Origin of the sequence: Micromonospora chokoriensis, assembly GCF_000718555.1 — a bacterium.
Classification (GTDB): Bacteria; Actinomycetota; Actinomycetes; order Mycobacteriales; family Micromonosporaceae; genus Micromonospora; species Micromonospora chokoriensis_B.
Genome location: NZ_JOAN01000030.1, coordinates 1 through 24,981, shown reverse-complemented (window position 1 = coordinate 24,981; position 24,981 = coordinate 1). Strand labels below are relative to the sequence as shown.

The window sequence follows — 24,981 nt, the reverse complement described above, 5'->3', positions numbered from 1 at the left end:
GCGGCGGTGACCCGGCCGCACCGGGGGGCCGGCTCTGCCGGTTCCCCAGTTGTGCCGTACCCGCACGGTGGCCTGGCGCGGCACGCCAACCTGCCGCCGGGTGAGCGGCTGCGGGTGCTGCTGGTGGAGGACGACGAGGGCGACGCGTTCCTGGTCGGTGAGCTGCTCGCCGAGACCAACTCGATGATCGAGTTGTCGGTCGCCACCAGCCTTCGGGAGGCGCGGCAGCGAATCACCAACGTCGACTGCGTCCTGCTCGACCTGGGCCTGCCCGACGCACAGGGGTTGGACGGTCTGCGCCAGGTGCTGGAGATGTCCAGCGGCGCGGCGGTCTGCGTGCTGACCGGCCGAACGGACGAGCACCTGGGCATCGTGGCGGTCGCCGAGGGTGCCCAGGACTACCTGGTCAAGGGTCAGGTCGACGGGGTGCTGCTGACCCGGGCGCTGCGCTACGCCGTGGAGCGTAAGCGCGCCGACGAGAACGCCCGCCGGCTGCGCGAGGTCGAGCTGCGCCAGGCCGAGTCGGCCCGCCTCGAACGCGGCCTGCTGCCCCAACCGTTGATGACGACCGACCAGGTGGCGGTGCACACCTTCTACCGTCCCGGCCGGCACGCCGCGTTGATCGGCGGGGACTTCTTCGACGTGGTGCAGACCCAGCCGGACCGCCTCGACCTGATCGTCGGCGACGTCTGTGGGCACGGGGTGGACGAGGCCGCGCTCGGGGTGGAGTTGCGGGTCGCCTGGCGTGCCCTGGTGCTCGCCAAGGTGCCCGACGACGAGGTGCTGCCCGCTCTGGAGCAGGTGCTGATGAGTGAGCGCCGCCTCCAGGAGATCTTCGCGACGGTGGCCACCACCCGACTTGACCTGGACGCCAACCGGGCCACCGTCCGACTGGCCGGGCATCCGCCACCGCTGCTGCTCTCCGGCGGCCGGGTCGTCCCGGTGCCCGCGCCCAGCGGCCTGCTACTGGGCATACGACCTCGCCGGCCGATCGCCTACGACCTGGAGTTCGACACCGATGACTGGTCCCTGCTGATGTACACCGACGGCCTGATCGAGGGGCGGGTGGGTGCCGGCGACGAACGGCTCGACGTGCCGGGCCTCGGTGGGTTGCTGGACGAGCCGGCCAGCCGTTCGGTGTCGCTGCCCGAGCTGCCGGCCTGGCTGGTCGGCCGGGCCGAGCGGCTCAACGGTGGCCCGCTCGCCGACGACGTGGCGATGCTGCTGGTCAGCCGGGGTGGTGGCCGGTGAAGCCGGTGGTCGGCGGTTGGAGTCTGCGCCGCCGGGTCATCACCCTGCTCACCGTCGTGGGTGTGTTGCTGATCGGTCTGGCCACCGCGGAGGCGGCGATGGCGACCCGCAACCGCACCCAGATCGACGCCATCCTGAACCAGACCGGCCCACTGCGGGTGCAGTCGCAGGAGCTGCTCAACGCGCTGCTCGACCAGGAGACAGCGATCCGCGGGTACGCCGTGAGCGGTAAACCGGCCGATTTGCGTCCGTACCGGGACGGGCTCACACAGGAGGAGCGCGTCGTCGCCTCGATGCGAACTCTGCTCGACGACTATCCGCAAATCGGCCAGGAGATGCGGATCGTCGAGGAACGCGCTTTGCAGTGGCGGCAGTCCGTGGCCGAGCCGGTGATCGCCACCACTGAGCAGAGCGGCACCCAGGCGGGCCAGGCGTTGATCACCGACCAGGCCCGGCAGCAGTTCGACCAGCTCCGCTCGGCGGTGAACGACCTCCAGGAGGAGATCCTCGTCGCCCGGGAGGAGGCCGCCGCCAACGTGCGGACCAGCAGCAACGTGCTGGTCGTCCTCCTCATCGTGGCCGCGCTGGTGGTGGTCGTCGCCGGGGCGTTGCTGCTGCTCTCCCTGGACCGGATGGTCATCCGGCCCCTGGTCGGGCTGGCCGACCAGGTCCGCGAGGTCGCCGAGGGTGACTACCAGCACGGCATCGCGACCACCGGCCCACCGGAGTTCATCCGGCTCGGCGAGGACGTGGACGCGATGCGGCAGAAGATCGCCGCCGACCTGGCCGAGGTCCGGGCCGCCCGCGAACGCATCGAGTGGGTCAACGCCCAGCTCCAGAAGCAGGCCGAGGAGCTGACCCGGTCCAACCGTGACCTGGAGCAGTTCGCGTACGTGGCCTCGCACGATCTGCAGGAGCCGTTGCGCAAGGTCGCCAGCTTCTGCCAGCTGCTTCAGCGCCGCTACGCCGGGCAGCTCGACGAGCGGGCCGACCAGTACATCGCCTTCGCGGTGGACGGCGCGCAACGGATGCAGCGCCTGATCAACGACCTGCTCGCGTTCTCCCGGATCGGGCGGCTCACCACCGGCTTCGTCGAGGTCGACCTCAACAAGGTGATGGGCGACGTGGCCGGCCAGACCGAGGCCGCCCTGCAGTACGCCGACGCCGAGCTGACCTGGGACGAGCTGCCGGTGATCTCGGGTGAGGAACCGCTGCTCACCAACCTGCTGGCCAACCTGGTCAGCAACTCGATCAAGTTCCGTCGTCCGGACGTACCGCCGAAGGTGCACGTCTCGGCCCGGCTGGTGGACGCCGGGTGGGAGATCAGCTGCCAGGACAACGGCATCGGGATCGAGCCGGAGTTCGCCGACAAGATCTTTGTGATCTTCCAGCGGTTGCACTCGAAGGACGCGTACCCGGGCACCGGCATCGGGTTGGCGATCGTCAAGAAGATCGTCGAGTACCACGGCGGCCAGGTCTGGGTGGACACCGACGTGCCGGAGGGCACCGCGATCAGGTTCACCCTGCCGGCGCTCCCCGGGGACGTCGAGGCGGCGGCGGCTGCCGCCGATTCGCCGCCGCAGCCGCCCGCTCTCACCGGGGGCGACCCGACGCCCTCGACCGAGGCTCCGGCAACGCTCACGGAGCAGGCCGACGGGTCGGACCAGCCGGACCGGGCCGACGGGACGCCGGAAGGCGGTAGAACGGGTGACATGAGGGAGACGGTGGGATGACCGCGCCGGCGGATGGCAAGAGCCCGATCGAGGTCCTGCTCGTGGAGGACGACCCGGGTGACGTGCTGATGACCCAGGAGGCGTTCGAGGAACACAAGCTGCGTAACCGGCTGACCGTCGTCTCCGACGGGGCCGAGGCGCTCGCCTACCTGCGGCGGGAGGGCCAGTACGCCGACGCGGTGGCGCCCGACTTGATCCTGCTCGACCTCAACCTGCCCCGGCGCGACGGCCGGGAGGTGCTGGAAGAGATCAAGAAGGACCAGGACCTGCGCCGGATCCCGGTGGTGGTGCTCACCACCTCGCAGGCCGACGAGGACATTCTGCGCAGCTACCAGCTGCACGCCAACGCCTACGTGACCAAGCCGGTGGACTTCGAGCGCTTCATCTCGGTGGTCCGTCAGATCGACGAGTTCTTCGTCAGCGTGGTCAAGCTGCCGCCGCGTGGCTGACACCCTGCTCGACGACGTTGGCGGCCTGCTCTGGGAGGCCGCCGACCAGGTCGTGCTGCCACTGTTCCGCAAGCTCGACGACGATGACGTGTCGGAGAAGGCACCCGGCGAGGTGGTCACCGTCGCCGACCGTCGGGCCGAGGAGTTGCTCTCGGCGGGGCTGCGCCGGCTGCGGCCGGGCTCGATGGTGGTCGGCGAGGAGGGCGTCGCCGACGATCCTGGGTTGCTCCGGCATCTGCGCGACGGAGGCGATGTCTGGCTGGTCGACCCGGTCGACGGCACCGCCAACTTCGCCGCGGGTCGCCGGCCGTTCGCCCTGATGGTGTCGCTGCTGAGCGACGGGCGGCCGACCGCCGGTTGGATCCTCGACCCGCTCGCCGACACTCTCGCCGTGGGCTCTGCGGCCGAAGGCACCCTGCTCAACGGTCGGCCGGTGGACGGCACCGGCTCGGTGCCGCCGCTCGGTGAGCTGCGCGGCGCGGCGATGACCCGGTTCCTGCCACCGGAGACCCGGGACCGGGTCCGCGCCGGCGGTCGACGGCTCGGTGAGCTGCTGCCCGGCCAGCACTGCGCCGGCCGGGAATACCTGGACATCCTCACCGGCGAGCAGCAGTTCGCCCTCTTCTGGCGCACCCTGCCCTGGGACCATGCCCCGGGCACCCTGCTGGTCCGGGCTGCCGGGGGCGTCGCCCGTCGATTCGACGGCGTCGACTACCACCCCGCCGACGACGGCCGCGGTCTGCTCGTCGCGACCAACGAGCAGGTCTGGGCCGAGGTGCGCGACGCTCTCCTGAGCACCTGATCCGCGCGCTGCGCAACCAGGTTGGGACGCTGCGTCGACATCGAGACAGCCCGGGGCTCAGGGGGCTGGTCACCGGCCCACAGTCCGGTATCGTGACCGGCGGTCTCCGCCAGCAGGCCGCCGACCGGCGTCGCCGTGCAGTGTTCATCGGGGCCGGCGGTCGACGGAAGGACGCTTTCGTGCCCAGGACCAGGCTCAGCCCGCGGCTCGGTCGCCGCGCTCTGTTCGCTCTGTTCGCCGCCGTCGCGCTGGTGCTCGGCGGAGCCGCAGTGCCCGCGTACGCGGAGCCCGGCGAGGGCGGCAGCAAGAAGCTGCAGGACGCGCTGGAGCTGACCGCCAAGGGGCACATCGAGGCCAAGGCAAAACTGGACAACTCCAAGCGTCGCCAGACGGCGCTGACCGGCGAGCTGACCACGCTGGAGGGTCGGCTGGTCGGGCTCACCGCCCAGGTCGGCGAGGTGGCCGCACACTCGTACCGCTTCGGTCGGCTGAGCGCGGTGTCGATGCTGCTCAACAGCGGCACGCCGGAGGCGTTCCTGCAACGCGCGAGCGACCTCGACGTGATGGCTCAGCGGGACAGCAAGCGGCTGCGTGATCTCACCGAGGCCCGGCAGGGGGCACAGCAGGCCAAGGTCGCCATCGACGCCGAGGTCCGCGAGCAGCAGAAGCAGCTCGCCGTGATGGCGAAGAAGAAGAAGGAAGCCGAGGAGGCGCTCGCCGAGGTCAGCTCGGGCGGCAGCAACGGCTTCAGCGGCGGCAGCTCGACCTCGGCGAAGCCGGCGCCGCGCAACTCGGACGGCTCCTGGCCGTCGGAATCCTGCTCGGTGAAGGACCCCACCACCTCCGGATGCATCACCCCGCGCACCCTCAACGCGCTCAAGCAGACCCAGGCGGCCGGCTACAAGCGCCACGTCTCCTGCAAGCGCAGCGGTGGCGGCGGCGAGCACCCGAAGGGGCGAGCCTGCGACTTCGCGGCCGCCACGAACGGCTTCGAGGACAAGAACGCGACCGGCGGCGACAAGGCGTACGGGGACAGCCTGGCCGCCTGGCACGTGCGCAACGCCGACCGTCTGGGCGTGCTCTACGTGATCTGGTACCGGCAGATCTGGCATCCCGGCACCGGGTGGCGTTCGTACAGCAGTAGCGGCAGCCCCGCCGCGTCCCACACGAACCATGTTCATCTCTCGATGTACTGACCCCAAGCACCAGCTTCGCTGCGTACCATCGCGACGATGAGCTCCCCACCGTCCGATGTAGCGGCCCCGCCGGCCTCCCCGGCGCCGCCCGTGCCGGTCACCGGCCGGGCGCTGCCCAACGGCTTGGCCGCCTTCCTGGTCTTCTTCTCCAGTGGCGCCGTGCTGGTGCTGGAGACCGTCGCGCTGCGCCTGGTCGGCCCGTACGTCGGGGTGACCCTTCAGGTGACCAGCTCGGTGATCGGCATCGCGTTGGCCGCGATCGCGTACGGGGCGTGGTCCGGCGGCTGGCTGGCGGACCGACGCAACCCGCGCGGCCTGCTGGCACCGGCGTTGGTGCTGGCCGGCATCGCCACCGCGGTCACCCTGCCCGTCGTCCGATACGCCGGTGAGGTGCTGCGCGGTGGCGCGGCCAGCGGCATCCTGCTGTTGGTCGCGTTGGCGGTCTTCGTGCCGGCCGCGCTGCTGGCCGCGGTCACCCCGTTGGTCGTGAAACTTCAGCTCGCCGACCTGCGCCGCACCGGGCAGGTGGTCGGCCGACTCTCCGGGATCGGCACCCTGGGCGGCATCACCGCCACCCTGCTCACCGGGTTCGTGCTGGTCGCCGCCCTGCGTACCACAGTCATCCTGCTCGCGCTGGCGATCGCGCTCGGGCTGGTCGGTATCGGCCTGGGCTGGTATCTGCGCCGGCAGGAGCCCACCGAGCTGCCCGGTCCGGCCCGGACCCGGGCCGCGCTGGCCGTGCTCGGCCTGGCCGGGGCGGGGCTGACCACCGTGGCACCCAACCCGTGCGACATCGAGACCGCGTACCACTGCGCCCGGGTCACCTCGGACCCGTCCCGGCCCAGCGGGCGGACGCTGCTGCTCAACTCCGCCCAGCACTCGTACGTGGACCTCGCCGACCCGAGGCACCTGGAGTACGCGTACACGAAGTGGATCGGCGCGGTCGCCGACGTCGCCGCGCCGGCCGGTCAGCGCCTCGACGCGCTGCACCTGGGCGGCGGCGGGTTCACCGTGCCGACCTACCTGACCGCCACCCGACCGGGCACCGAAAACCTGGTGTTCGAGATCGACGGCGGGCTGGTCGAGCTGGGCGAGCAGGAGTTGGGCGTACGCCCGGGGCCGGAGCTGAGGGCCGTGGTGGGCGACGCCCGGATGCTTGTGGCTGGCGAGCCGACGGACAGCCGTGACCTGGTGGTCGGTGACGCCTTCGGGCACCTGGTGGTGCCCTGGCACCTGGCCACCCGGGAGATGGCCGCCGACGTCCGGCGGGTGACCCGCCCCGGCGGGGTGTACGTGCAGAACGTCATCGACTACCCGCCGCTGCGCTTCATCCGCGCCGAGCTGGCCACGGTGGCCGCCGAGTTCACGCACGTCGCGTTGATCGCGCCACCGGAGGCGCTCGCCGAGGAGCAGGGCGCCAACTTCCTCATCGTCGGCTCCGACGCGCCGTTGCCGCTGGAGGCCGTCCGCACCCGGCTGATCGAGGTGGACCCGAAGGTCAGCCTGCTCTCCGGCGCGGCACTGACGGAATTCGTCGACGGGGCCATGGTGTTGACCGACGACTACGCCCCGGTGGACCAACTGCTGGCCACCGCCTGAACGGGTGACAATCCTGACCGATTCCGATTGCCCAGGTGTAGGGCGACCTTTCCTGGGCAACAACGGTCACCATGGGTGGTGGGGACCGAAACGGCGCGCAGCTCCTCGATGAGCGGTACCGACTGATCGAGCAGCTCGGCGCGGGCGGAATGTCGGTGGTCTGGCGCGGCTACGACGAGGTGCTCGGCCGCCAGGTCGCGGTAAAGGTGCTGGCCTCCCGGCTGGCCAGCGACCGGGCCTTCCGCCACCGCATCCGGATCGAGGCGCAGGCCGCCGCGCGGCTCTGCCACCCCAACATCACCAACGTGTACGACTACGGCGAGTCCGAGCAGGTCGGTCTGACCGTGCCGTACGTGGTGATGGAGCTGGTCGACGGCGCTTCGCTGGCCAGTCGGCTGGGCCAGGAGAGCCGGCTGCCGTGGCGGGAGGCGGTGACCATCGGCGCGGAGGTCAGCTCGGCGCTGGCCACCGCGCACGCCCGTGGTGTGGTGCACCGCGATGTCACCCCGGGCAACGTCATGCTCACGCCGACCGGGGTCAAGGTGGTCGACTTCGGCATCTCCGCGCTCGTGGGGGAGAGCGAGAAGGGGCCGGACGGCGCACTGTTGGGCACCCCCGCGTACCTCGCCCCGGAGCGGCTGGACAACGGCCAGGTCTCCCCGGCCACCGACGTGTACGCCGTCGGGCTGCTGCTCTACCGGATGCTCACCGGTCGGCTGCCGTGGCGGGCCAGCACGACGACGCAGATGCTGCGCGCCCACATGTACAACGACCCGGAGCCGATGCCCAGCGTCCCGGGCCTGCCCGACGGGGTGGCCGAGTTGGTCGGGCGCTGCCTGGCCAAGCGGCCCGCCGATCGACCGGCCACCGCCGAGCTGACCCGTACGCTCGCCGACGCGGCCGGCATGCTCGCGGCGGTGCCGGTCTCCCCGGCTGCCGGGCCGCTGGACGCGGCCATGCTCGGCACTGCGCGTACCACGATCCTGCCCTGGTCGGCGGCGACCGACGCGTTGCCGTTGTCGCGGACCCGCGAGCGGAGCCGGCAGGCGCGGCAGCGGGTGAGTCGGCGTCGGCGGGTGGAGGCCGGCGTCGCCGCGGTCGGGCTGATCGCGGCCACCGGGGCGATGTGGGGGTTCACCTCGCGCAGCCCGGCCAGTGGCGGGGATCGGCCGACGACCGAGGCCCGGATGGGTTTGCCGGCGGCGGTGCCCTGCGAGGTGACGTACGCGCTGCGCACCGACTCGGGCACCGAATTCGCCGCCGAGTTGACCCTGACCAACACCGGTGGCCGTGAGCTGCGGGACTGGACGATGAGCTTCACCTTCCCCGGGCAGCAGACGGTGACGAAGGCGGAGCCCGCGCCGGTGCACCAGCAGGGGAGCACGGTGCTGGTCCGGCCGGCGGCCCAGCGCACCACGCTGGCGCCCGGTGCAGCCGAGAAGCTCACCCTCACGGCGAAGTACAGCGGGGCGAACCCGCTGCCGGTGGAGTTCCGCCTCGGCGAGGCGACCTGCGGCGTGCGGGTGTCCGGGGTCGCCGGCAGCGCGCCGTCCGCCGTTCCGCCGAGCAAGGCCGCCACGACGAAGGTCCAGCCCAAGGCGGCGACGGTCCGCGGTGGCACCGGCGGCGGCGCGACGAAGGCCAAGCCCCCGAAGCCTCCCAAGGCTCCCGCGAAGCCGAAGGCTCCTGGTGGTGGCCCGGCAAAGGCGGGAAGGTGACCGGGCACCGTCGGCGGTGCTGGGTCAGCGCCGTCCCGCGAACCGCTGCACCTGATCGATCCCACCCTCGACGATGAGCACCCCGCCCTCAGGAAGTGCCATGTCGTCGGAGGCGTACCGGAAGCGTTCGCCCGGCAGTTTGGCGCCGACCACGCGTACCCCGTAGCGCTCTTCCGGTCTCAGGTCGAGCAGGGTGCGCCCGACCAGGGATTCGGGCACCCGGACGGTGGCGATGGCGAAGTCATCGTCGAACTCGATGAAGTCGAGCAGTCGGCTGACGATCAGGTGGGCGACCCGATCCCCGGTCTCGGCTTCCGGGAAGATCACGTGGTGCGCGCCCACCGACGCCAGGATCTTGGCGTGTTTCTGCGAGGTGGCCCGCGCCCAGATCTGCGGCACACCCAGCTCGACCAGCGCCAACACGGTGAGCACGCTCGCCTCCACCGAGGCACCGATGGCCACCACCGCCCGCCCGAAACTGGCGATGCCCAGCTGCCGCAGCGCCCCCTCCTCGGTCGAGTCGGCCTGCACCACCCGGTCGAGCTGCGCCGACCAGCGCTGCACCTTCTCCGGGCTGCGGTCGATGGCCAACACCTCGCGGTTCATTCGGGTCAGCGACCCGGCCAGGTGGCAACCGAATCGACCCAACCCGATCACCGCGATGCCGCCGCTGTCCGCCCGTCTAGCCGACACCTCGGCCCTCCCAACTGCTAGCCGACAATGGGTTGCTCCTGGGGATAGCGGTAGAGCCGGCGTCTGGTGTTCAGGGCGATCGCCGACCCCAGGGTGAGCGTCCCGACCCGGCCGATGAACATCAGCACGGTCAGCGCGAGTTGACCGCCGGCCGGCAACTCGGCGGCCAGACCGATGGTCAGACCGGTGGTGCTGAACGCGGAGGTGATCTCGAACAGGGCCGCGACGAAGCGGACGCCCTCGGTGAGCAGCAGCAACAGCATGGTTCCGGCCATCACCAACGCGACGCTGAGCAGAGCCACGGTGACCGCCTGCCGCTGACTGGCGGTGGCCACCCGCCGATGCCCGATCGACACGTCGGGCTCGCCCCGCAACTCCGCCCAGATGGTGAATGCCAGCAGGAAGAACGTGGAGACCTTGATGCCACCGGCCGTGCTGGCGCTGCCGCCGCCGATGAACATCAACACGATCAGCAGGGGGTAGCTCTCCTCCTGGAGGGCGGCGATGTCCAGCACGCTGAAGCCGCCGGTGCGGCTCAGCGCGATCTGGGTGAACGACGCGAGGATCTTGCCGGGTACGTCGTACTGGCCGATCGTGCCCGCGTTGGTCCACTCGGCCGCGAGCAGGCCGGCGAAGCCGACCAGCAGCAGCACCGCGCTGCCCCAGATGGTCAACTTCGTCGCCACCGCCCAGCGCGTCGGCTGACGCCACTCGCGCACCGCCTCGAACAGCGCGGGGAACCCGAGACCGCCGATGATCGCGCCGATCGCCAGGGGCAGCGACACCCACGGGTCACGGCTGAACGCCAGCAGGCCGTCGGTGTAGAGCGCGAAACCACCGTTGTTGAACGCCTGCACGGCGTGGAAGACGCCCGACCAGAGGGCCTGCCCGAATGGGTAGTCGTAGGCCAGCCAGAGCCGACCGGCGACCAGCACGGTCATCACCGCCTCGCAGGCGAAGACGGTCACCGCGATCCGGCGCAGCAACCGGCCCACGTCACCGATGCCGAACTCCGCCGTCTCGGCCTGCACGAGCAACCGGTTGCGCAGCCCGAGCTGCCTGGAGACCACCAGGATGACCAACGCCGCGACGGTGAGGATGCCGAGACCGCCGAGCTGGGTGAGCAGGGTGATCACCAGTAGTCCCCAGCCGGACCAGTAGTTCGGCGTGTCGGTGATCGCCATGCCGGTGACCGACACCGCCGAGGTGGCGGTGAAGAGCGCCGTGACCAGGGGCGGGCGCTGGTGATTGGCGGTCGCCCAGCGCGCCATGAGCAACCCGGTGCCGAGCAGGATCGGCACCAGGAACGCGAACGGCACCAGCCGCACGGGATTGCGGAAGAACCGGCGCACCAGCCAATCTTCCTGGCCGCCAGCTCGCCCGGAGTGGGAACGCGCATTCCGGAGATTCATCTGCCGGCCAGCCATCGACCAACTTCTGGCTAATCGCGAGCGGTCTGCTTGCGCGGACCATCGATGACAGGAGACGGCGTTGCGACGTACCCTCTCGACCTTCGGCGTGGCCGGCGCTCTGCTCGCCGCAGCCGTGGCTCTGCCGACCATGGCCGCTGCCGAACCGAACGCGACTGCGGACCGGTCCCGGGCAAACGACCAACCAATCGTGATCGGTCACCGCGGTGCCAGCGGCTACCGGCCGGAGCACACCCTGGAGGCGTACCGGTTGGCGATCCGGCTGGGCGCCGACTACATCGAGCCGGATCTGGTCTCCACCTCGGACGGCGTGCTGGTCGCCCGGCACGAGAACGAGATCTCCGGCACCACCGACGTGTCGAACCGCCCGCAGTTCGCGGCCCGGAAGACGACGAAGACCATCGACGGGGTCGCGGTGACCGGTTGGTTCACCGAGGACTTCACCCTCGCCGAGTTGAAGACGCTGCGGGCCAAGGAGCGGCTGCCGCAGGTGCGTGTGGCGAACACCGCCTTCGACGGCCGATTCGAGGTGCCCACCCTCCAGGAAGTCATCGACCTGGCCCGGACCGAGGGGCGGGCACGGGGCCGCACCATCGGCATCTACCCGGAGACCAAACACCCGAGCTACTTCGCGGCGATCGGTCTGCCGCTGGAGGAGCCGCTGCTCCGCGTCCTGCGGCAGAACAAGCTGGACCGGAAGAACTCACCGGTCTTCATCCAGTCGTTCGAGACGGCCAACCTGCGCCGCCTGAGCCGGCTGACCGACGTGAAGCTGATCCAACTGCTCGACGCGACCGGGCGCCCCTACGACTTCGCCGTCGCCGGTGACGCCCGCACCTACCAGGACCTGGCCACGCCGGCCGGGCTGAAGTGGATCGCCGGGTACGCCGACGGCATCGGCGCGAACAAGAACCTGATCGTGCCCCGGGACGCCGCCGGCGCCCTACTCGCCCCGACCAACGTGGTGCGCGACGCGCACCGGGAGCACCTGCTCGTGCACTCCTGGACGTTCCGTGCCGAGAACCAGTTCCTCCCGGTGGACTTCCGGATCGGGGCCGACCCGAACGCGCGCGGCGACATCACCGCCGAGTACGAACTCTTCCTCGGCCTGGGCCTCGACGGTGTCTTCAGCGACCACCCGGACACGGCCGTCGCCGCCCGCGCCGGCCTCTGACCCGTCCACAGGAATGGGGGTGTCCGGTGCGTCCGGACACCCCCGTTCTGCTTGACGCGTCCGAACGAACCCGTGTTCCGTCGGGTCGCCGGACCCGACACCCCCGCCCGGCGGTGTCGTTCAGCTATCGAGGGCTGGCCCGCCGGCCACGACGGTGACTGTCCACCGGCCCCGGACCGGTGCCCTGGCGGGTGATCGTCGGTGGTGGGTGCCGACACAGCGGCTGCCGGAGCGGTGGGGACGGTGCCCATCCGGAACCCGGCCCTCACACCGATGTTGCCGTGGATTGGTAGAGCCGACCACCCCACCCCTGTTACTTGTGTGTTTCTGCCACATAGCTCGTGGGTGACGTCACTTCTAGCGTGAGCCGTCACGAAGAAGTTCTCTCCCTCCGAGTCCTCATGTGGAGTCGCAATGACGGTCCGGACGACGCGGCGGGTGTTCCTCTCCGCCGCCACGATGATGGCCGCGGCGCTGGCCGCCACGGCCTGTGGTAGCCCGCAGGACACCGCCACCGGCGGCGGCGACAGCGCCGCCCCGGTCAAGGTCGGCCTGGTGTACTCCCAGTCGGGAGCCCTGGCCAGCTACGGAAAGCAGTACATCGAGGGGTTCAAGGCGGGGCTGGACTTCGCCACCCAGGGCACCGGCAAGGTCGGTGACCGGAAGATCGAGCTGACCGAGGTCGACGACGCGGGCGACCCGGCCAAGGCGGTCTCGGCGGCGAAGGACCTGATCGGTAAGGGCACGAAGATCATCGCCGGTTCCACCGCCTCGGGCGTGGCGCTCCAGGTCGCGCCGATCGCCGCGCAGAACAAGGTTCTCTTCATCTCCGGCCCGGCCGCCACCGACGCGGTGACCGGCGCGAACAAGTACACGTTCCGCTCCGGCCGGCAGTCCTACCAGGACGTGGTGACCGCCAAGTCGTTCATCGGCGACCCGGCCGGCAAGAAGGTAGTGGTCTTCGCCCAGGACGGCGCGTTCGGCGACGCCAACGAGGCGGCCGTCAAGGCCGTCATCGGCGGGGCGGGCGCTACCGTGAGCAGTGTCCGGGCCCCGGCCAGCGCCACCGAGTTCACCCCGTTCGCCAGCCAGATCAAGGCTGCCAAGCCGGATCTGCTCTTCGTCGCGTGGGCCGGCACGACCGCCCCGGCCATGTGGCAGACCCTCGACCAGCAGGGCGTGCTCTCGTCCACCACTGTCGTCACCGGCCTGGACATCCGCGCCTCGTGGCCGACCTTCGGCGCTGCCGGCGCGAAGATCTCCTTCCTGTCGCACTACTTCGACGGTGCCAGCGACACCGAGACCAGCAAGGCGCTGAAGGCCAAGGTCAGCACCATCGACCTGTTCCACCCGGATGGCTTCGCCGCTGCGCAGATGGTGGTCCGTGCCGTGCAGGAGGGTGGCGACGACGTCGACAAGATGGTCACCGCGCTGGAGGGCTGGAGCTTCGACGGGGTCAAGGGCAAGATGACCATCCGGGCTGCCGACCACGCGCTGCTCCAGCCGATGTTCCAGGCCAAGCTGACCGGCAGTGGCACTGCGTTCACCGCGACCGCGCAGAAGAGCCTCACCGGTGACGAGACCGCGCCGCCGGCCGTGGCCATGAAGGGCTGATCATGCTCGCCACCCGCGGTCTGACCTGGCGGATCGGTGAGGTCGCCATCGTCGACAGCGTCTACCTCGACCTGGCGCCCGGGGAGTTCCTGGGCGTCATCGGGCCGAACGGCGCCGGCAAGACCTCACTGTTCAACCTGATCACCGGCCTGCGCCGGGCCACCGAGGGCCGGATCACCCTGGACGGGCAGGACATCGGGGCGCTTCCGCCGCACCGGCGGGCCCGCCTCGGGCTGGGCCGTACCTTCCAGGCGTCCTCGGTCTTCGGCTCGCTGAGCGTGCGGGAGAACGTCCGGCTCGCCGTCCAGGCGCACCGCGGGGGCTCGATGGCGTTGTGGCGGCGGGCGGCGGCCGACCGGGAGGTCGCCGCCGCCGCCGACGCGGCGCTCGACCGGGTCGGCCTCGCTCACCGGGGTACGGCACTGGCCGGCACCCTGGCCCACGGCGAGAAGCGCAAGCTGGAGATCGCCCTGCTGCTCGCCGGTGAACCGCGGGTGATGCTGCTGGACGAGCCGATGGCCGGGGTCAGCGCCGAGGACGTGCCCGAACTGGTCGCCGTCATCAAGTCGTTGACCGGCGAAAGCGGCCGGGCGGTGCTGATGGTCGAACACCACATGGACGTCATCCTGGAGTTGGCCGACCGGATCGCCGTCATGCACCACGGCGCGCTACTGGCCTGCGACACCCCGGAGACGGTGATGGCCAACCCCACCGTGCAAGAGGCCTACCTGGGGGAGTCGCTGTGAGCGCGAGGAGCGAGCCGGGTTTGCGAGCCCCGCAGTCGCGAACGGAGCCAGCCCTGTTGGAACCGATTCTCAGTGTGCAGGACCTGTCGGTCCGGATCTCCGGGCTGCACATCCTCCAGGGGGTGTCCTTCACGGTCGCCCCGACCGGCGTGACAGTCCTGCTCGGTCGCAACGGCGTCGGCAAGACCACCACGCTGCGGGCGATCGTCGGCCTCACCCCGCCTGCCGGGGAGGTCCGCGGCACCATCCGGATGGGCGCGCAGAGCCTGCTGGCCCGGCCGACGCACCGGCTGGTCCGCGGCGGGCTCGGCTACGTGCCCGAGGACCGCTGCGTCTTCGCCGGCCTCACCGTGGCCGAAAACCTGCGCCTCGCCGAGCGGCGTGGCAGCAGCCCGGCGTACGACAAGGTCTTCGCGCTCTTTCCGGAGCTGGACCGGCGCGGACGGCAACGGGCCGGCTCGCTGTCGGGCGGGCAGCAGCAGATGCTCGCGATCGGTCGGGTGTTGCTCAACGGCAACCGGCTGCTGCTCGTCGACGAGCCGACCAAGGGGCTGGCGCCGAAGGTGGTGACCGAGGTGGCCGAGGTGTTGGAACGGGTCGCGGAGTCGGTGCCGGTGCTGCTCGTCGAGCAGAACCTGGCGGTCGTACGCCGACTGGCCCGCGACGCGGTCGTGCTAGCCGCCGGCAAGGTGGCCTGGACCGGCGACGCCCATGAGCTGCTGTTGGAGACGGCGTTGACGAAGTCGCTGCTCGGGGTCGGCTCTGCGGAGGGGGCCTCGCCGAGCGCGAGGAGTGAGCTTGCGAGCCCCGCAGTCGCGAGGAAGGACCAGCTCTGATGGGCACCGTGATCCTGTTGGCGTTGACCGGGCTCGGCCTGGCGGCGCTGTACTTCCTGGTCGCGTCCGGCCTGTCCCTGGTCTTCGGCCTGGCCGACGTGCTCAACTTCGCGCACGGGCTGTTCCTCGGTGTCGGCGCGTACGGCACCTGGTGGGCGGCAGGCAACCTGCCCGGTGCCGGCCCCGACGGGTTCGGCTTCGTGCTCGCGGTCGCCTTCGGGGTGGCCGCCGGCACGCTGGTGGCGATCCTGGTCGAGCTGGTGCTGATCCGCCCGCTGTACTCCCGCACCATCGAGCAGGTGCTGGTCACCGTCGGGCTGTCGCTGGCCGGGGTGGCGCTGCTCCAGGCCACCTGGGGTGCGGACGCCCGGCCATTCCCGCGTCCGGACTGGACCCGGGAGGTGACCGGGATCCTCGGCGCGCAGGTGCCCAACGGTGGCCTGCTGCTGATCATCGCGGCGGTGCTGGTGCTCGGCGCGATCCTGGCGTTCCTGCGCTGGACCCGCTACGGCCTGGTGATCCGGGCCGGGGTGGAGAACCGGGAGATGGTGACGGCGCTCGGCATCGACGTGCGCAAGGCGTTCACCCTGGTCTTCGCGATCGGCGGGGCGGCTGCCGCGCTCGCCGGCGCGCTCGGCGGGGTCTACTTCGGCACCGTCTCGCCCGGACAGGGCGGCTCACTGCTGATCTTCGCGTTCATCGTGGTGGTGATCGGCGGGATGGGCTCGGTGGTCGGCTCCGCGTACGCGGCGGTCGTGGTCGGGCTGGTGCAGCAGTTCGTCAACTACTACGGCACATCCGGGCTCGGCGACATCTGCGTGGTCGGGCTGCTGGCCGTGGTGCTGCTGCTGCGCCCGCAGGGCATCGCCGGAAAGGTGGCAACGGCATGACGGTGATCGACGCGCCTCCCGCGCAGGTGCCGGACGAACTGACCCCGCAGCGGGGGCGGTGGCACCGGGTCCGCCCGTTCCTGCCGCTTGTCGCGCTTGTCGTGTTGGCGATCCTGCCGTACTCGACGATCTCCCTGCCGGGGATCTTCGAGGGGCCGGTCAACTCACCCGGCACCCTGCAACTGCTCGCCATCTGCCTGATCTTCGGCGGCCTGGCGGCCGGGTACGACCTGCTCTTCGGCCGGACCGGGATGCTCTCCTTCGGGCACGCGCTCTACTTCGCCGCCGGCGTGTACGGCACCGACATCCTGATCACCCGGGCCGGGCTGCCGCTGTGGCAGGCGGCGCTGCTGACCGTGACCGGCGGCACGATCCTCGCCGCGCTGCTCGGTGCGGTGGCGTTGCGGACCGTGGGCATCGCGTTCGCCATGGTCACGTTGGCCTTCGCCCAGGTCGGGGCGATCCTGGTGGCCCGGGACTTCGGCGGGCTCACCGGTGGCGAGGAGGGCCTGCCGCTGGACGTGTCCGGGCTGCCCGCCGGGCTGGTGGGGGTGACCAACACGGTCAACCTGTACTGGTTGGCGCTCGCGTACCTGACCCTGGTGGTCTTCGTGGTGCACCGGGTGAGCGGGTCACCGACCGGGCGGGTGCTCGCCGGGCTGCGCGACGACGAGCGGCGGATCGGCGTGCTCGGGCTGGACCCGTACCGCTACAAGCTGGTGGCGTTCACCCTGGCCGGCGGCCTGGCGTCGGCGGGCGGGGTGGTCTACGTCCTGATCGTCGGCGGCGCGTCGCCGCACATCACGTCCTCCGAGCTGACCCTGTCGCTGCTGGTCATGGTGGTGCTCGGCGGGCCGGGCACCCGCTGGGGGCCGGTGCTCGGCGGTGTCCTCTACATGTACCTGGACCACCGGCTCACCGCGTTCGGCACGAGCGACGCGGTGGACAACCTGCCGGCCGTCCTCAGCCGCCCGCTGAGCCAGCCGCTCTTCGTCCTGGGCACGGTCTTCATCCTGGCCGTCTACTTCTTCCCCGGCGGCATGGCCGGTCTGGCTCCCCGCCTATCCCACCTAACCCGCACCCTCCGCCCCCGTCGTTGACCATGTTGATCAAGAGGTTTGCGTCAGGATCCGGCCCGAGGATGATGCAAACCTCTTGATCAACAGGGGGATGACGCACGGCGCTGGTAGAAATGCCGGGTGGAGACAGCAGAGCGGGCAGCGGTACGGGAGCGGGCCGAGGCGGTGCTGCGCCGGCTGGCCGGTGACCACGCCCGGCTGCGCGAGGACCAGTGGCGGGCCATCGAGGCGCTTGTCGTCGACCGGCGACGGGTGCTCTGCGTGCAGCGGACCGGTTGGGGCAAGTCGGCGGTCTACTTCGTGGCCACCGCCCTGCTCCGCGACCGCGAGCAGGGCCACCAGGCCGGGCCGACAGTCATCGTGTCGCCGCTGCTGGCGTTGATGCGCAACCAGGTCGAGGCCGCCGCTCGGGCCGGCATTCGGGCCCGCACGATCAACTCGGCAAACCTCGACGAGTGGGACGAGATCACCGCCGAGATCCAGACCGGCGCCGTGGACGTGCTGCTGATCAGCCCCGAACGCCTCAACAACCCGGACTTCCGCGACGGCGTCCTGCCGAAGTTGGCCGCCACCACCGGCCTGCTGGTGGTCGACGAGGCGCACTGCGTCTCGGACTGGGGGCACGACTTCCGGCCCGACTACCGCCGGCTGCGGACATTCCTCGCCGAGCTGCCCGAGCGCACCCCCGTGCTGGCGACCACCGCCACCGCCAACGCACGGGTCACCCAGGACGTGGCCGAGCAGTTGGGCGACGCCCTCATCCTGCGCGGCACCCTGGACCGCGAGTCGCTGCGCCTCGGGGTGCTCGACCTGCCCAGCCCCGCGCACCGGCTGGCCTGGCTCGCCGACCACCTGGACCAGCTGCCCGGCTCGGGCATCGTCTACACGCTTACCGTGGCGGCAGCGGGCGAGACGGCCGAGTTCCTGCGCTCCCGGGGCTACCCGGTCGCCTCGTACAGCGGGCAGTCCGACGACGCCGACCGGCGGGCCGCCGAGCAGGACCTGCTCGACAACAAGATCAAGGCGTTGGTCGCCACCAGCGCCCTCGGCATGGGCTTCGACAAGCCTGACCTCGGCTTCGTCGTCCACCTCGGCGCACCGCCCTCGCCGATCGCGTACTACCAGCAGGTCGGCCGCGCCGGCCGCGCCGTCGAACACGCCGAGGTGCTGCTGCTGCCCGGCGTCGAGGACGCCGCGATCTGGCGCTACTTCGCCTCGCTGGCGTTCCCACCGGAGCAGCAGGTCCGGGCCGTGCTGGCCGCCCTGCACACCGACCGCCCGCTCTCCACCCAGGCCCTCGAACCCCTCGTCGACCTGCGCCGGGCCCGGTTGGAGCTGATGCTCAAGGTGCTCGACGTGGACGGCGCGGTCCGCCGGGTGCGCGGTGGTTGGCTCGCCACCGGCGAGCCCTGGGTCTACGACGAGGCCCGGTTGCGCCGCGTCGCCGAGGCGCGCACAGTCGAGCAACAGGCCATGCGGGAGTACGCGACCACGTCCGACTGCCGGATGCGGTATCTACGGGAACGCCTGGACGACACCGAGGCGGCTGACTGCGGCCGATGCGATCGGTGCGCCGACCCCCTCTTCGCCGCCGAGGTGTCGACGGCCGCGCTCTCCGCCGCGCAGACCTTCCTGGGCCGACCCGGCGTGGAGATCTCGCCCAAGAAGCTCTGGCCGACCGGGCTCGACGCGGTGGGCGTACCCCTCAAGGGCCGGATCGCCCCCGCGGAGCAGGCGCTGCCGGGTCGTGCCGTCGGGCGCCTCTCCGACCTGGGCTGGGGCGGGCGGCTGCGTGATCTCGTCGGCCCGGACGCGCCGGACGCGCCGGTGCCCGACGACGTCGTTGGCGCGGTCGTGGAGGTGCTGAAGGCGTGGGCGCACGGTGACGACCCGTGGCCCCGCCGGCCGGTGGCGGTGATCGCGGTCGGTTCCCGGCGGCGACCCCGGCTGCTCGGCTCGCTCGCCGAGCGGATCGCCACCGTGGGCCGGCTGCCGCTGCTCGGCGAGGTCACCGCGGCCGGCCCCGGCGGCCCAGCCGGGCCGCGCGGCAACAGCGCCCAACGGGTACGCGCGCTGCACGACGCCTTCACCGTGCCGGCCGACCTGGCCGACGCCCTGGCTGGGCTGGACGGCCCGGTGCTGCTCGTCGATGACCTGATCGACTCGGGCTGGACGATGACGCTGGTGGCCCGGGCACTGCGCCGGGCCGGCGCCACCGACGTGCTCCCGCTCGCCCTCGCCGTGGCCGGCTGACCGGCCTCGGCCCCGGCTCTGGCTGCGCGGGGCTGGGTGGTCGTAGTGTCTGCGGCTCTGGCTCTGGCTCGGGCGATGCGCGTTCAGTTCCCGGGCGGCGTCGAATGCGACAGTCGCCACGCCGCCCGGGCGTCGGCCTGACCCGGCCCGGCGCGGCGGTACCGTGGGCGGCATGACCGACCAGCAGCCCGTCCGCCGCGCCAACGCCGGCACGGACCTGACCGTCGGCGACCAGGCCGGCCAGGCGCTGGGCGTCGGCGGTGCCTGACCAGGTCCCCGCCGGGCCGGACCGGAGCACCCTCCGGCTGGCGCTGATCGTCGGCGGGCTGGTGCTGGCGGTGCTGCTCGGCTTCGGCCTCGGCCGGCTGAACGCCAACGGTGCCGCCGCCGGCAGCCCGCCGTTGGCAGCCGACCACACCGATCCGCCGGGTATAGGGCCGCACAGCCACGGCTCCGCCACGGGCGCCGACCAGGGCGCGGCCACCGAGCCGGGCGGTCTGGCGGTCAGCTCGGCCGGGTTCACTCTGGCGCCACTGGCCACCGAGTTCACGGCCGGTCGCCCCGGTCAGCTCCAGTTTCAGGTGCGCGACGTGCAGCGCCGGCAGGTCACCCGGTTCGCCATCGTGCACGACAAGCCGATGCACCTCATCGTCGTCCGGCGGGACCTCACCGGTTACCAGCACCTGCACCCGACCATGGCGGCGGACGGCACCTGGTCGGTGCCGTTGACCCTCGCGCAGCCCGGCCTCTGGCGCGCGTACGCCGATTTCACCGTCGTCGCCGACAATGGCGCGCAGACCGCGGTGACCCTCGGCACGGACCTGGTCGTGCCCGGTGACTACCAGCCTGGTGCACTGCCAGGGCCGGCCACCTCGACGACCGTGGAAGGCTTCACCGTCGGCTACCAGGGCACCCCGCAGGCCGGGGCGACCGTGCCGCTGACCTTCCGGGTCGAGCGTGCTGGCGGTGCCGCCTCGCTGGAGCGATACCTCGGGGCGTACGGGCACCTGGTGGCGTTGCGCGAGGGCGACCTCGGCTACCTGCACGTGCACCCGGAGACCGAGCTGGTCGACGGTCAGATCAAGTTCTGGCTGACCACCCCCGGCCCAGGCCGCTACCGCCTCTACCTCGACTTCCAGGTAGATGCCAAAGTCCAAACCGCCCAATTCACCCTAACCGTCCCCTGACCCCGCCCCTGCCCCTCTCCCGCGGGGGTGGGTTTAGCCGGCTCGGCGGATGGGGCGGCGGGCTAGGTAGCGGAGCAGGTCGCGGATGTGGTGTTTCTCCTCGGCGGGGACCGTGGGGTCGGCCAGCCGGTCCAGGATGGCGCGGACGTCGGCCTCGACCGGGCCCTCGTCGTGGCGGCGGCGCGGAGCGGGGCCGGCGTCGGGCAGCCCGAGCGCGCGGAACGCGGCGGCGACCGGCAGATCCAGTGCGGCGCAGAAGCCGCGAACCTTGGCCAGCTCGGGATAATCCTGCCAATCGCCGGCCAGCCAGCGGAACACGGTGGAGCGACCCACGCCCGTGTGTGAGGCAAGGTCGGTCACGGTCCAGCCGCGCTCGTCGCGAGCGTCATCGATGGCACGCCGGACGAAGCGGGCGAAGGCCATCTGCGGTGATACGTCGGCGGATCCCATCCCTGCGTGTCTTCCCCTCCTGCCGGAGCACCGGGACGATGCGCCTTCCGAGGGTAGTACGCCCAGGGCAGGAAACAATTGACTGACCGCACAAACTGTCCCGTGGACGAGACTTTTTCTCTGGCAGCCTTCGTGCATAACGAAAATTGCACCGAGCGATCATCGTCGTTCTTCCATTAAGCTCGGTGCCCGTCCCCGACATGACGTCTTTCGCCTGCCGCGTCCGACCGGACCATCGCCGAGGAGCACCATGGCCGAATCGAGCCGTCCCCAGCCGTACCAGCCCGGTGCGGTGAGCCTCTTCTTCGTCGCCAAGGCCGGCGTCTTCGCTGCCGCGTTCTGGATCTGGTTGCTGGTCCTGGTGCTCCGCACCGACTCCGCGACCGGTCTCCAGGTGCTTGCCGCCACCGGCACCATCACCACCACCCTGGTCGCCGTTCTGCTCGGTGCCCGGATGGCGTTGCAACACAACGCCGCCATCCGGCACGCCGAGGTCAAGAAACTGCTGGTGGACATCTCCTGGAACGCCTTCGCGGCAGCCGGCAACGCCGAGAGCACGGGCAAGGTCGTACCATTCCCGACCGTCCCGGGCGACGGCGAGTTCGCCGCCAACCGGTCCGGTGCTGATCGGGTGTCGGTCCTCGAACGCAGCACCGGCGAGCGCAACGGTGGCCGGGACCGTCGGCGCTAGCCACCCACGAGCTAGGAGGCGGACGCCTCGGCGGCGGCCAGCAGCGTCTCCAGTCGAGGGGTGACCCCCCACTGGTCCACCAGCTCGCGGTACTCCGCGCGCTGCGGCTCGGTCGCGTCCGCACCGGTACGGCGTGCGCGGATCAGCAGGTTACGTGGCGTGTGCTGCGAGTCCACGAACTCCACCACCTCGGCTCGGTACCCGTGCACCCGCAGCAGCCCGGCGCGCACGGCGTCGGTGAGCACGTCGGCGAAGCGCTCGCGCAGGATCCCCTGCCGGGTCAGCAACTCGTACGGCGCCGGGGTGGGCTGGGCCCGGAGCTGCTTCGCCAGATCGTGGTGGCAGCACGGCGCGGCCAGCACCCAGCGGGCCTCCCAGCGCACCGCGCGGGCCAGCGCCTCGTCCGTGGCGGTGTCGCAGGCGTGCAGCGCCAGCACCAGATCGGGAGCCGGGTCGACGACGGCGTCGGCGATCGTCCCGGCCACGAAGCTGACCTGGTCGGCCCAGCCCAGCCGCTGCGCCAGCTCGGTGTTGCGCCGCCGCTGGTCCTCCCGGACGTCCACGCCGATCAGCTGGACGTCGAGGCCACGACTCGTCAGATAGCGGTACGCGGCGAACGTCAGGTAGGCATTGCCGCAGCCCAGGTCGACCACCCGCAGCGGACCGGTCAGATCGTCGGGCAGGGTCGCGGCCAAGGCGCGCAGGAACGCGTCCACCTGGCGACGCTTGGCCGCCGAGCCGCCGATCTCGGCGAAGATCGGGTCACCCGGGTCGAGCAGGTACTCCTTCGTCCGGTCATTTCCGGTGGGCGTCGCCGCCGGACGGGACGTCGCGGCCCGGTGCACCTGCGCCTCGCCGGATTTGGTCACCCGCAGCTGGAGCGTCGCGTCGGCCGTCTCCACGTGCCAGTTGCCGAACGGCTCGGCGAGCAGTTCGTCGATCGCCGCAGCGGCTTCGGGGCCGGAGGCGATGTTGCGGGTGTACGGGCGAACGCCGTCGGACGTGGTGACCTGAAGCCGTGGCCCGGCCTTGAGCGTCACCGGCCGCAGCTCGGCTCGGGCCACGGTGGGGCGACGTCCGCGGCGGCGTCCGGCGGCGACCGCCCGGGTCAGCGCGGGGTCGAGCAGTAGCGCCCGAACCTCGGTCAGGGCAGCGTCCAGTGGTTGCGGCATCGTTCCATCTTCGGCAGGTGGGGTGGGAGAAGGGAACATCCCCCGCACCGCGCGGGGCGGTGCGGGGGATGTCAGGTGTGGCAGGTGTTCAGTCCGCGGTCGCTTCGGCCGGCGTACCCGCACCGGAACCGCCACCACGGCGGCGTCGGCGGCGGCGCGGCTTGGACGCCTCACCGTCCGACGCGGTGGCCGGCTCGGCGGGGCCGGCGTCGGCCGAGATCACCGCGGTCGCCTCGCTCGCGACGACCTCGCCGGCCCGGCGGCGACGCCGGCGGCGGGGGGTACGGGTGCCTTCGTCGGCGGAGTCGCCGGCGTCGGCCGCAGGTGCCTCGGCGACGGCCGGCGTGCCGGCGTCGGAGCGGTCGCGGCGGCCATCGCCCCGACCACGGCGCTCGCCTCGACCCTCACTGCGGCTCTCACCGCGGCGGGGGCCCCGACCAGCGCTGTCGCCCCGGCGGGAGCGGGTCGTGCCACCCAGGTCCTCTTCGATCTCGGCGGACAACCCGGCCCGGGTGCGCTCGGCAGTGGGCAGCGTGCCACTGATGTCGGTGGGGATGTGCAGATCGGTGTAGAGGTGCGGCGACGTGTGGTACGTCTCCGGCGGCTCCGGCATCTCCAGACCGAGGGTCTTGTCGATGATTCGCCAGCGCGGCATGTCGTCCCAGTCGACGAAGGTCACCGCGACACCCGTCGCGCCGGCCCGGCCGGTACGACCGATCCGGTGGGTGTAGGTGTCCTGGTCTTCCGGGCAGTCGTAGTTGATGACGTGGGTGACGCCGGTGACGTCCAACCCGCGCGCCGCCACGTCGGTGGCGACCAGGATGTCGATCTTGCCGGCCCGGAAGGCCCGCAGCGCCCGCTCGCGGGCGCCCTGGCCGAGGTCACCATGCACCGCGGCGACCGCGAACCCGCGGAAGTCGAGGTCCTCGGCGACCCGGTCGGCGGCCCGCTTGGTACGCGTGAAGATCATGGTCAGCCCACGTCCCTCCGCCTGGAGGATGCGCGCCACCACCTCGACCTTGTTCATCGAGTGGGTGCGGTAGACCAACTGCTGGGTCTGCGGCGACGGGCCGGTCTCGGCGGTGTGCCCGGCGTGGATGGTCATCGGCTGGCGCAGGAAACGCCGCGACAGCGTGACGATCGGGTCCGGCATGGTGGCCGAGAAGAGCATCGTCTGCCGGTCCTCCGGAAGCATCGCGAGGATCTTCTCGACGTCGTCGAGGAAGCCCAGGTCGAGCATCCGGTCAGCCTCGTCGAGGACGAGCGCGTGCACCCGGTCCAGACGGAGGTGCTTCTGCTTCTGCAGATCCATCAGCCGGCCCGGGGTGCCGACCAGGATCTCGACGCCCTTGCGCAGCGCGTCGATCTGCGGCTCGTACGCCACGCCGCCGTAGATCGGCAGCACCCGGACACCGCGCGTCCGGCCGGCGGCGGCCAGATCCTTGGCGACCTGGATGCCCAGCTCACGGGTGGGTACGACGACCAGCGCCTGGGGGACGCCGTCGCTGCCCTCACCCGGGGCGAAGACCCGGTCGAGCAGCGGTACGCCGAAGCCGAGGGTCTTGCCGGTGCCGGTGGGCGCCTGACCGATCAGGTCGACGCCGCGAAGCGCGATCGGGATCGCGTACTCCTGGATGGCGAAGGCGCGGGTGATGCCGGCCGCGGCCAGGGCTTCGACGGTCTCGGCGCGGGCGCCGAGTTCGGCGAACGTGGGGGCCTCCGGTCGAACCGGGGCGGTGGGGGCCAGCTCCTGGCCGTCCATCAAATCTTGAGTCAGATCGCTCATGTGGATGTGGGGGTGCCCTCTCGTGGGTGCGCCCGTCCTGTCCTCAGGGCGCGTTCGGTATGACGCGGGCCACACGGTCGGCGGCAGATTGCCGAGCCGGACCGGGCCGCACGCGCGCCGCAGGCTGAGCTTCGATCAGATCGGCGCCCACGGCAACTGCTCCATGTTACCTGAACAGGCACACCCCCGTCCCGATTCCCGCTCCACCCCCGCTCCACCCCCGCTCCACCCC

Annotated in this window: 21 protein-coding genes; 16 read left to right on the top strand and 5 right to left on the bottom strand. The window is 71.5% G+C overall.

Annotation, left to right across the window (positions count from 1 at the left end):
* Positions 1 to 51: 51 nt before the first annotated feature.
* The 7 genes from IF46_RS0129575 (at position 52) to IF46_RS0129545 (ending at position 8,748) form a co-directional block, all read left to right on the top strand.
* The gene (locus IF46_RS0129575) at positions 52 to 1,251 is read left to right on the top strand and encodes a PP2C family protein-serine/threonine phosphatase (RefSeq protein WP_051724261.1); all 1,200 of its coding nucleotides are present in this window, start codon (positions 52 to 54) and stop codon (positions 1,249 to 1,251) included.
* A complete protein-coding gene (locus tag IF46_RS0129570; RefSeq protein ID WP_030491689.1) occupies positions 1,248 to 2,984 on the top strand; it encodes a sensor histidine kinase in 1,737 nt (578 codons plus the stop codon). The genes IF46_RS0129575 and IF46_RS0129570 overlap by 4 nt, the downstream gene beginning before the upstream one ends.
* Positions 2,981 to 3,433 (top strand): response regulator, encoded by a 453-nt coding sequence (locus tag IF46_RS0129565; RefSeq protein ID WP_030491688.1) that lies wholly within the window; start codon positions 2,981 to 2,983, stop codon positions 3,431 to 3,433. The genes IF46_RS0129570 and IF46_RS0129565 overlap by 4 nt, the downstream gene beginning before the upstream one ends.
* Positions 3,426 to 4,235 carry an inositol monophosphatase family protein gene (locus tag IF46_RS0129560; RefSeq protein WP_030491687.1) on the top strand — a complete coding sequence of 270 codons (810 nt, stop codon included), beginning with the start codon at positions 3,426 to 3,428 and terminating at the stop codon, positions 4,233 to 4,235. Before IF46_RS0129565 ends, IF46_RS0129560 begins: the two co-directional genes overlap by 8 nt.
* Before the next feature lie 179 nt (positions 4,236 to 4,414).
* Positions 4,415 to 5,431 carry a coiled-coil domain-containing protein gene (locus tag IF46_RS0129555; RefSeq protein ID WP_030491686.1) on the top strand — a complete coding sequence of 339 codons (1,017 nt, stop codon included), beginning with the start codon at positions 4,415 to 4,417 and terminating at the stop codon, positions 5,429 to 5,431.
* A 36-nt stretch (positions 5,432 to 5,467) separates the two neighbouring features.
* Positions 5,468 to 7,030, top strand: coding sequence for a fused MFS/spermidine synthase (locus tag IF46_RS0129550; RefSeq protein ID WP_030491685.1), 1,563 nt, complete (start codon positions 5,468 to 5,470; stop codon positions 7,028 to 7,030).
* Between the two features lie 71 nt (positions 7,031 to 7,101).
* Positions 7,102 to 8,748 (top strand): serine/threonine-protein kinase, encoded by a 1,647-nt coding sequence (locus tag IF46_RS0129545; protein WP_051724260.1) that lies wholly within the window; start codon positions 7,102 to 7,104, stop codon positions 8,746 to 8,748.
* 24 nt (positions 8,749 to 8,772) lie between these two features.
* Here the strand turns inward: IF46_RS0129545 and IF46_RS0129540 are convergent, their stop codons facing one another.
* Both IF46_RS0129540 and IF46_RS0129535 read right to left on the bottom strand, forming a co-directional pair.
* Complete coding sequence (locus tag IF46_RS0129540; protein ID WP_030491683.1) at positions 8,773 to 9,441, bottom strand: potassium channel family protein; 669 nt, start codon at positions 9,439 to 9,441, stop codon at positions 8,773 to 8,775.
* Positions 9,442 to 9,458: 17 nt separating this feature from the next.
* A complete protein-coding gene (locus tag IF46_RS0129535) occupies positions 9,459 to 10,853 on the bottom strand; it encodes a TrkH family potassium uptake protein (RefSeq protein ID WP_051724259.1) in 1,395 nt (464 codons plus the stop codon).
* Positions 10,854 to 10,932: 79 nt separating this feature from the next.
* Between IF46_RS0129535 and IF46_RS0129530 the strand changes: the two genes are divergently transcribed.
* From IF46_RS0129530 to IF46_RS0129490, 8 genes are all read left to right on the top strand, one after another.
* Entirely contained in the window at positions 10,933 to 12,045 is a 1,113-nt protein-coding gene (locus IF46_RS0129530; RefSeq protein ID WP_030491681.1) for a glycerophosphodiester phosphodiesterase, read from the top strand.
* A 414-nt stretch (positions 12,046 to 12,459) separates the two neighbouring features.
* Entirely contained in the window at positions 12,460 to 13,659 is a 1,200-nt protein-coding gene (locus IF46_RS0129525; RefSeq protein WP_030491680.1) for a substrate-binding domain-containing protein, read from the top strand.
* 2 nt (positions 13,660 to 13,661) lie between these two features.
* The gene (locus tag IF46_RS0129520) at positions 13,662 to 14,405 is read left to right on the top strand and encodes an ABC transporter ATP-binding protein (protein ID WP_030491679.1); all 744 of its coding nucleotides are present in this window, start codon (positions 13,662 to 13,664) and stop codon (positions 14,403 to 14,405) included.
* Between the two features lie 53 nt (positions 14,406 to 14,458).
* Positions 14,459 to 15,241, top strand: coding sequence for an ABC transporter ATP-binding protein (locus IF46_RS0129515; protein ID WP_051724267.1), 783 nt, complete (start codon positions 14,459 to 14,461; stop codon positions 15,239 to 15,241).
* Positions 15,241 to 16,131 carry a branched-chain amino acid ABC transporter permease gene (locus IF46_RS0129510; protein WP_030491677.1) on the top strand — a complete coding sequence of 297 codons (891 nt, stop codon included), beginning with the start codon at positions 15,241 to 15,243 and terminating at the stop codon, positions 16,129 to 16,131. The genes IF46_RS0129515 and IF46_RS0129510 overlap by 1 nt, the downstream gene beginning before the upstream one ends.
* Positions 16,128 to 17,231, top strand: coding sequence for a branched-chain amino acid ABC transporter permease (locus IF46_RS0129505; RefSeq protein WP_030491676.1), 1,104 nt, complete (start codon positions 16,128 to 16,130; stop codon positions 17,229 to 17,231). The genes IF46_RS0129510 and IF46_RS0129505 overlap by 4 nt, the downstream gene beginning before the upstream one ends.
* A 99-nt stretch (positions 17,232 to 17,330) precedes the next feature.
* The gene (locus IF46_RS0129500) at positions 17,331 to 19,463 is read left to right on the top strand and encodes a RecQ family ATP-dependent DNA helicase (protein WP_030491675.1); all 2,133 of its coding nucleotides are present in this window, start codon (positions 17,331 to 17,333) and stop codon (positions 19,461 to 19,463) included.
* Between the two features lie 260 nt (positions 19,464 to 19,723).
* Entirely contained in the window at positions 19,724 to 20,650 is a 927-nt protein-coding gene (locus IF46_RS0129490; RefSeq protein ID WP_030491674.1) for a hypothetical protein, read from the top strand.
* A gap of 33 nt (positions 20,651 to 20,683) precedes the next feature.
* Here the strand turns inward: IF46_RS0129490 and IF46_RS0129485 are convergent, their stop codons facing one another.
* Entirely contained in the window at positions 20,684 to 21,100 is a 417-nt protein-coding gene (locus tag IF46_RS0129485; protein WP_030491673.1) for a helix-turn-helix domain-containing protein, read from the bottom strand.
* 250 nt (positions 21,101 to 21,350) lie between these two features.
* Between IF46_RS0129485 and IF46_RS0129480 the strand changes: the two genes are divergently transcribed.
* Complete coding sequence (locus IF46_RS0129480; RefSeq protein WP_030491672.1) at positions 21,351 to 21,791, top strand: hypothetical protein; 441 nt, start codon at positions 21,351 to 21,353, stop codon at positions 21,789 to 21,791.
* A gap of 11 nt (positions 21,792 to 21,802) precedes the next feature.
* Here the strand turns inward: IF46_RS0129480 and IF46_RS0129475 are convergent, their stop codons facing one another.
* Together IF46_RS0129475 and IF46_RS0129470 are read right to left on the bottom strand one after the other, a co-directional pair.
* A complete protein-coding gene (locus IF46_RS0129475) occupies positions 21,803 to 22,963 on the bottom strand; it encodes a class I SAM-dependent methyltransferase (protein ID WP_030491671.1) in 1,161 nt (386 codons plus the stop codon).
* An 88-nt stretch (positions 22,964 to 23,051) separates the two neighbouring features.
* A complete protein-coding gene (locus tag IF46_RS0129470; protein WP_030491670.1) occupies positions 23,052 to 24,749 on the bottom strand; it encodes a DEAD/DEAH box helicase in 1,698 nt (565 codons plus the stop codon).
* Positions 24,750 to 24,981 lie beyond the last annotated feature (232 nt).

Coding starts and splice junctions, on each gene's coding strand:
- IF46_RS0129565 (WP_030491688.1), top strand. CDS start 2,981: ATGACCGCGCCGGCGGATGGCAAGAGCCCGATCGAGGTCCTGCTCGTG.
- IF46_RS0129550 (WP_030491685.1), top strand. CDS start 5,468: ATGAGCTCCCCACCGTCCGATGTAGCGGCCCCGCCGGCCTCCCCGGCG.
- IF46_RS0129545 (WP_051724260.1), top strand. CDS start 7,102: ATGGGTGGTGGGGACCGAAACGGCGCGCAGCTCCTCGATGAGCGGTAC.
- IF46_RS0129535 (WP_051724259.1), bottom strand. CDS start 10,853: ATGAATCTCCGGAATGCGCGTTCCCACTCCGGGCGAGCTGGCGGCCAG.
- IF46_RS0129525 (WP_030491680.1), top strand. CDS start 12,460: ATGACGGTCCGGACGACGCGGCGGGTGTTCCTCTCCGCCGCCACGATG.
- IF46_RS0129520 (WP_030491679.1), top strand. CDS start 13,662: ATGCTCGCCACCCGCGGTCTGACCTGGCGGATCGGTGAGGTCGCCATC.
- IF46_RS0129510 (WP_030491677.1), top strand. CDS start 15,241: ATGGGCACCGTGATCCTGTTGGCGTTGACCGGGCTCGGCCTGGCGGCG.
- IF46_RS0129505 (WP_030491676.1), top strand. CDS start 16,128: ATGACGGTGATCGACGCGCCTCCCGCGCAGGTGCCGGACGAACTGACC.
- IF46_RS0129485 (WP_030491673.1), bottom strand. CDS start 21,100: ATGGGATCCGCCGACGTATCACCGCAGATGGCCTTCGCCCGCTTCGTC.
- IF46_RS0129480 (WP_030491672.1), top strand. CDS start 21,351: ATGGCCGAATCGAGCCGTCCCCAGCCGTACCAGCCCGGTGCGGTGAGC.
- IF46_RS0129475 (WP_030491671.1), bottom strand. CDS start 22,963: ATGCCGCAACCACTGGACGCTGCCCTGACCGAGGTTCGGGCGCTACTG.
- IF46_RS0129470 (WP_030491670.1), bottom strand. CDS start 24,749: ATGAGCGATCTGACTCAAGATTTGATGGACGGCCAGGAGCTGGCCCCC.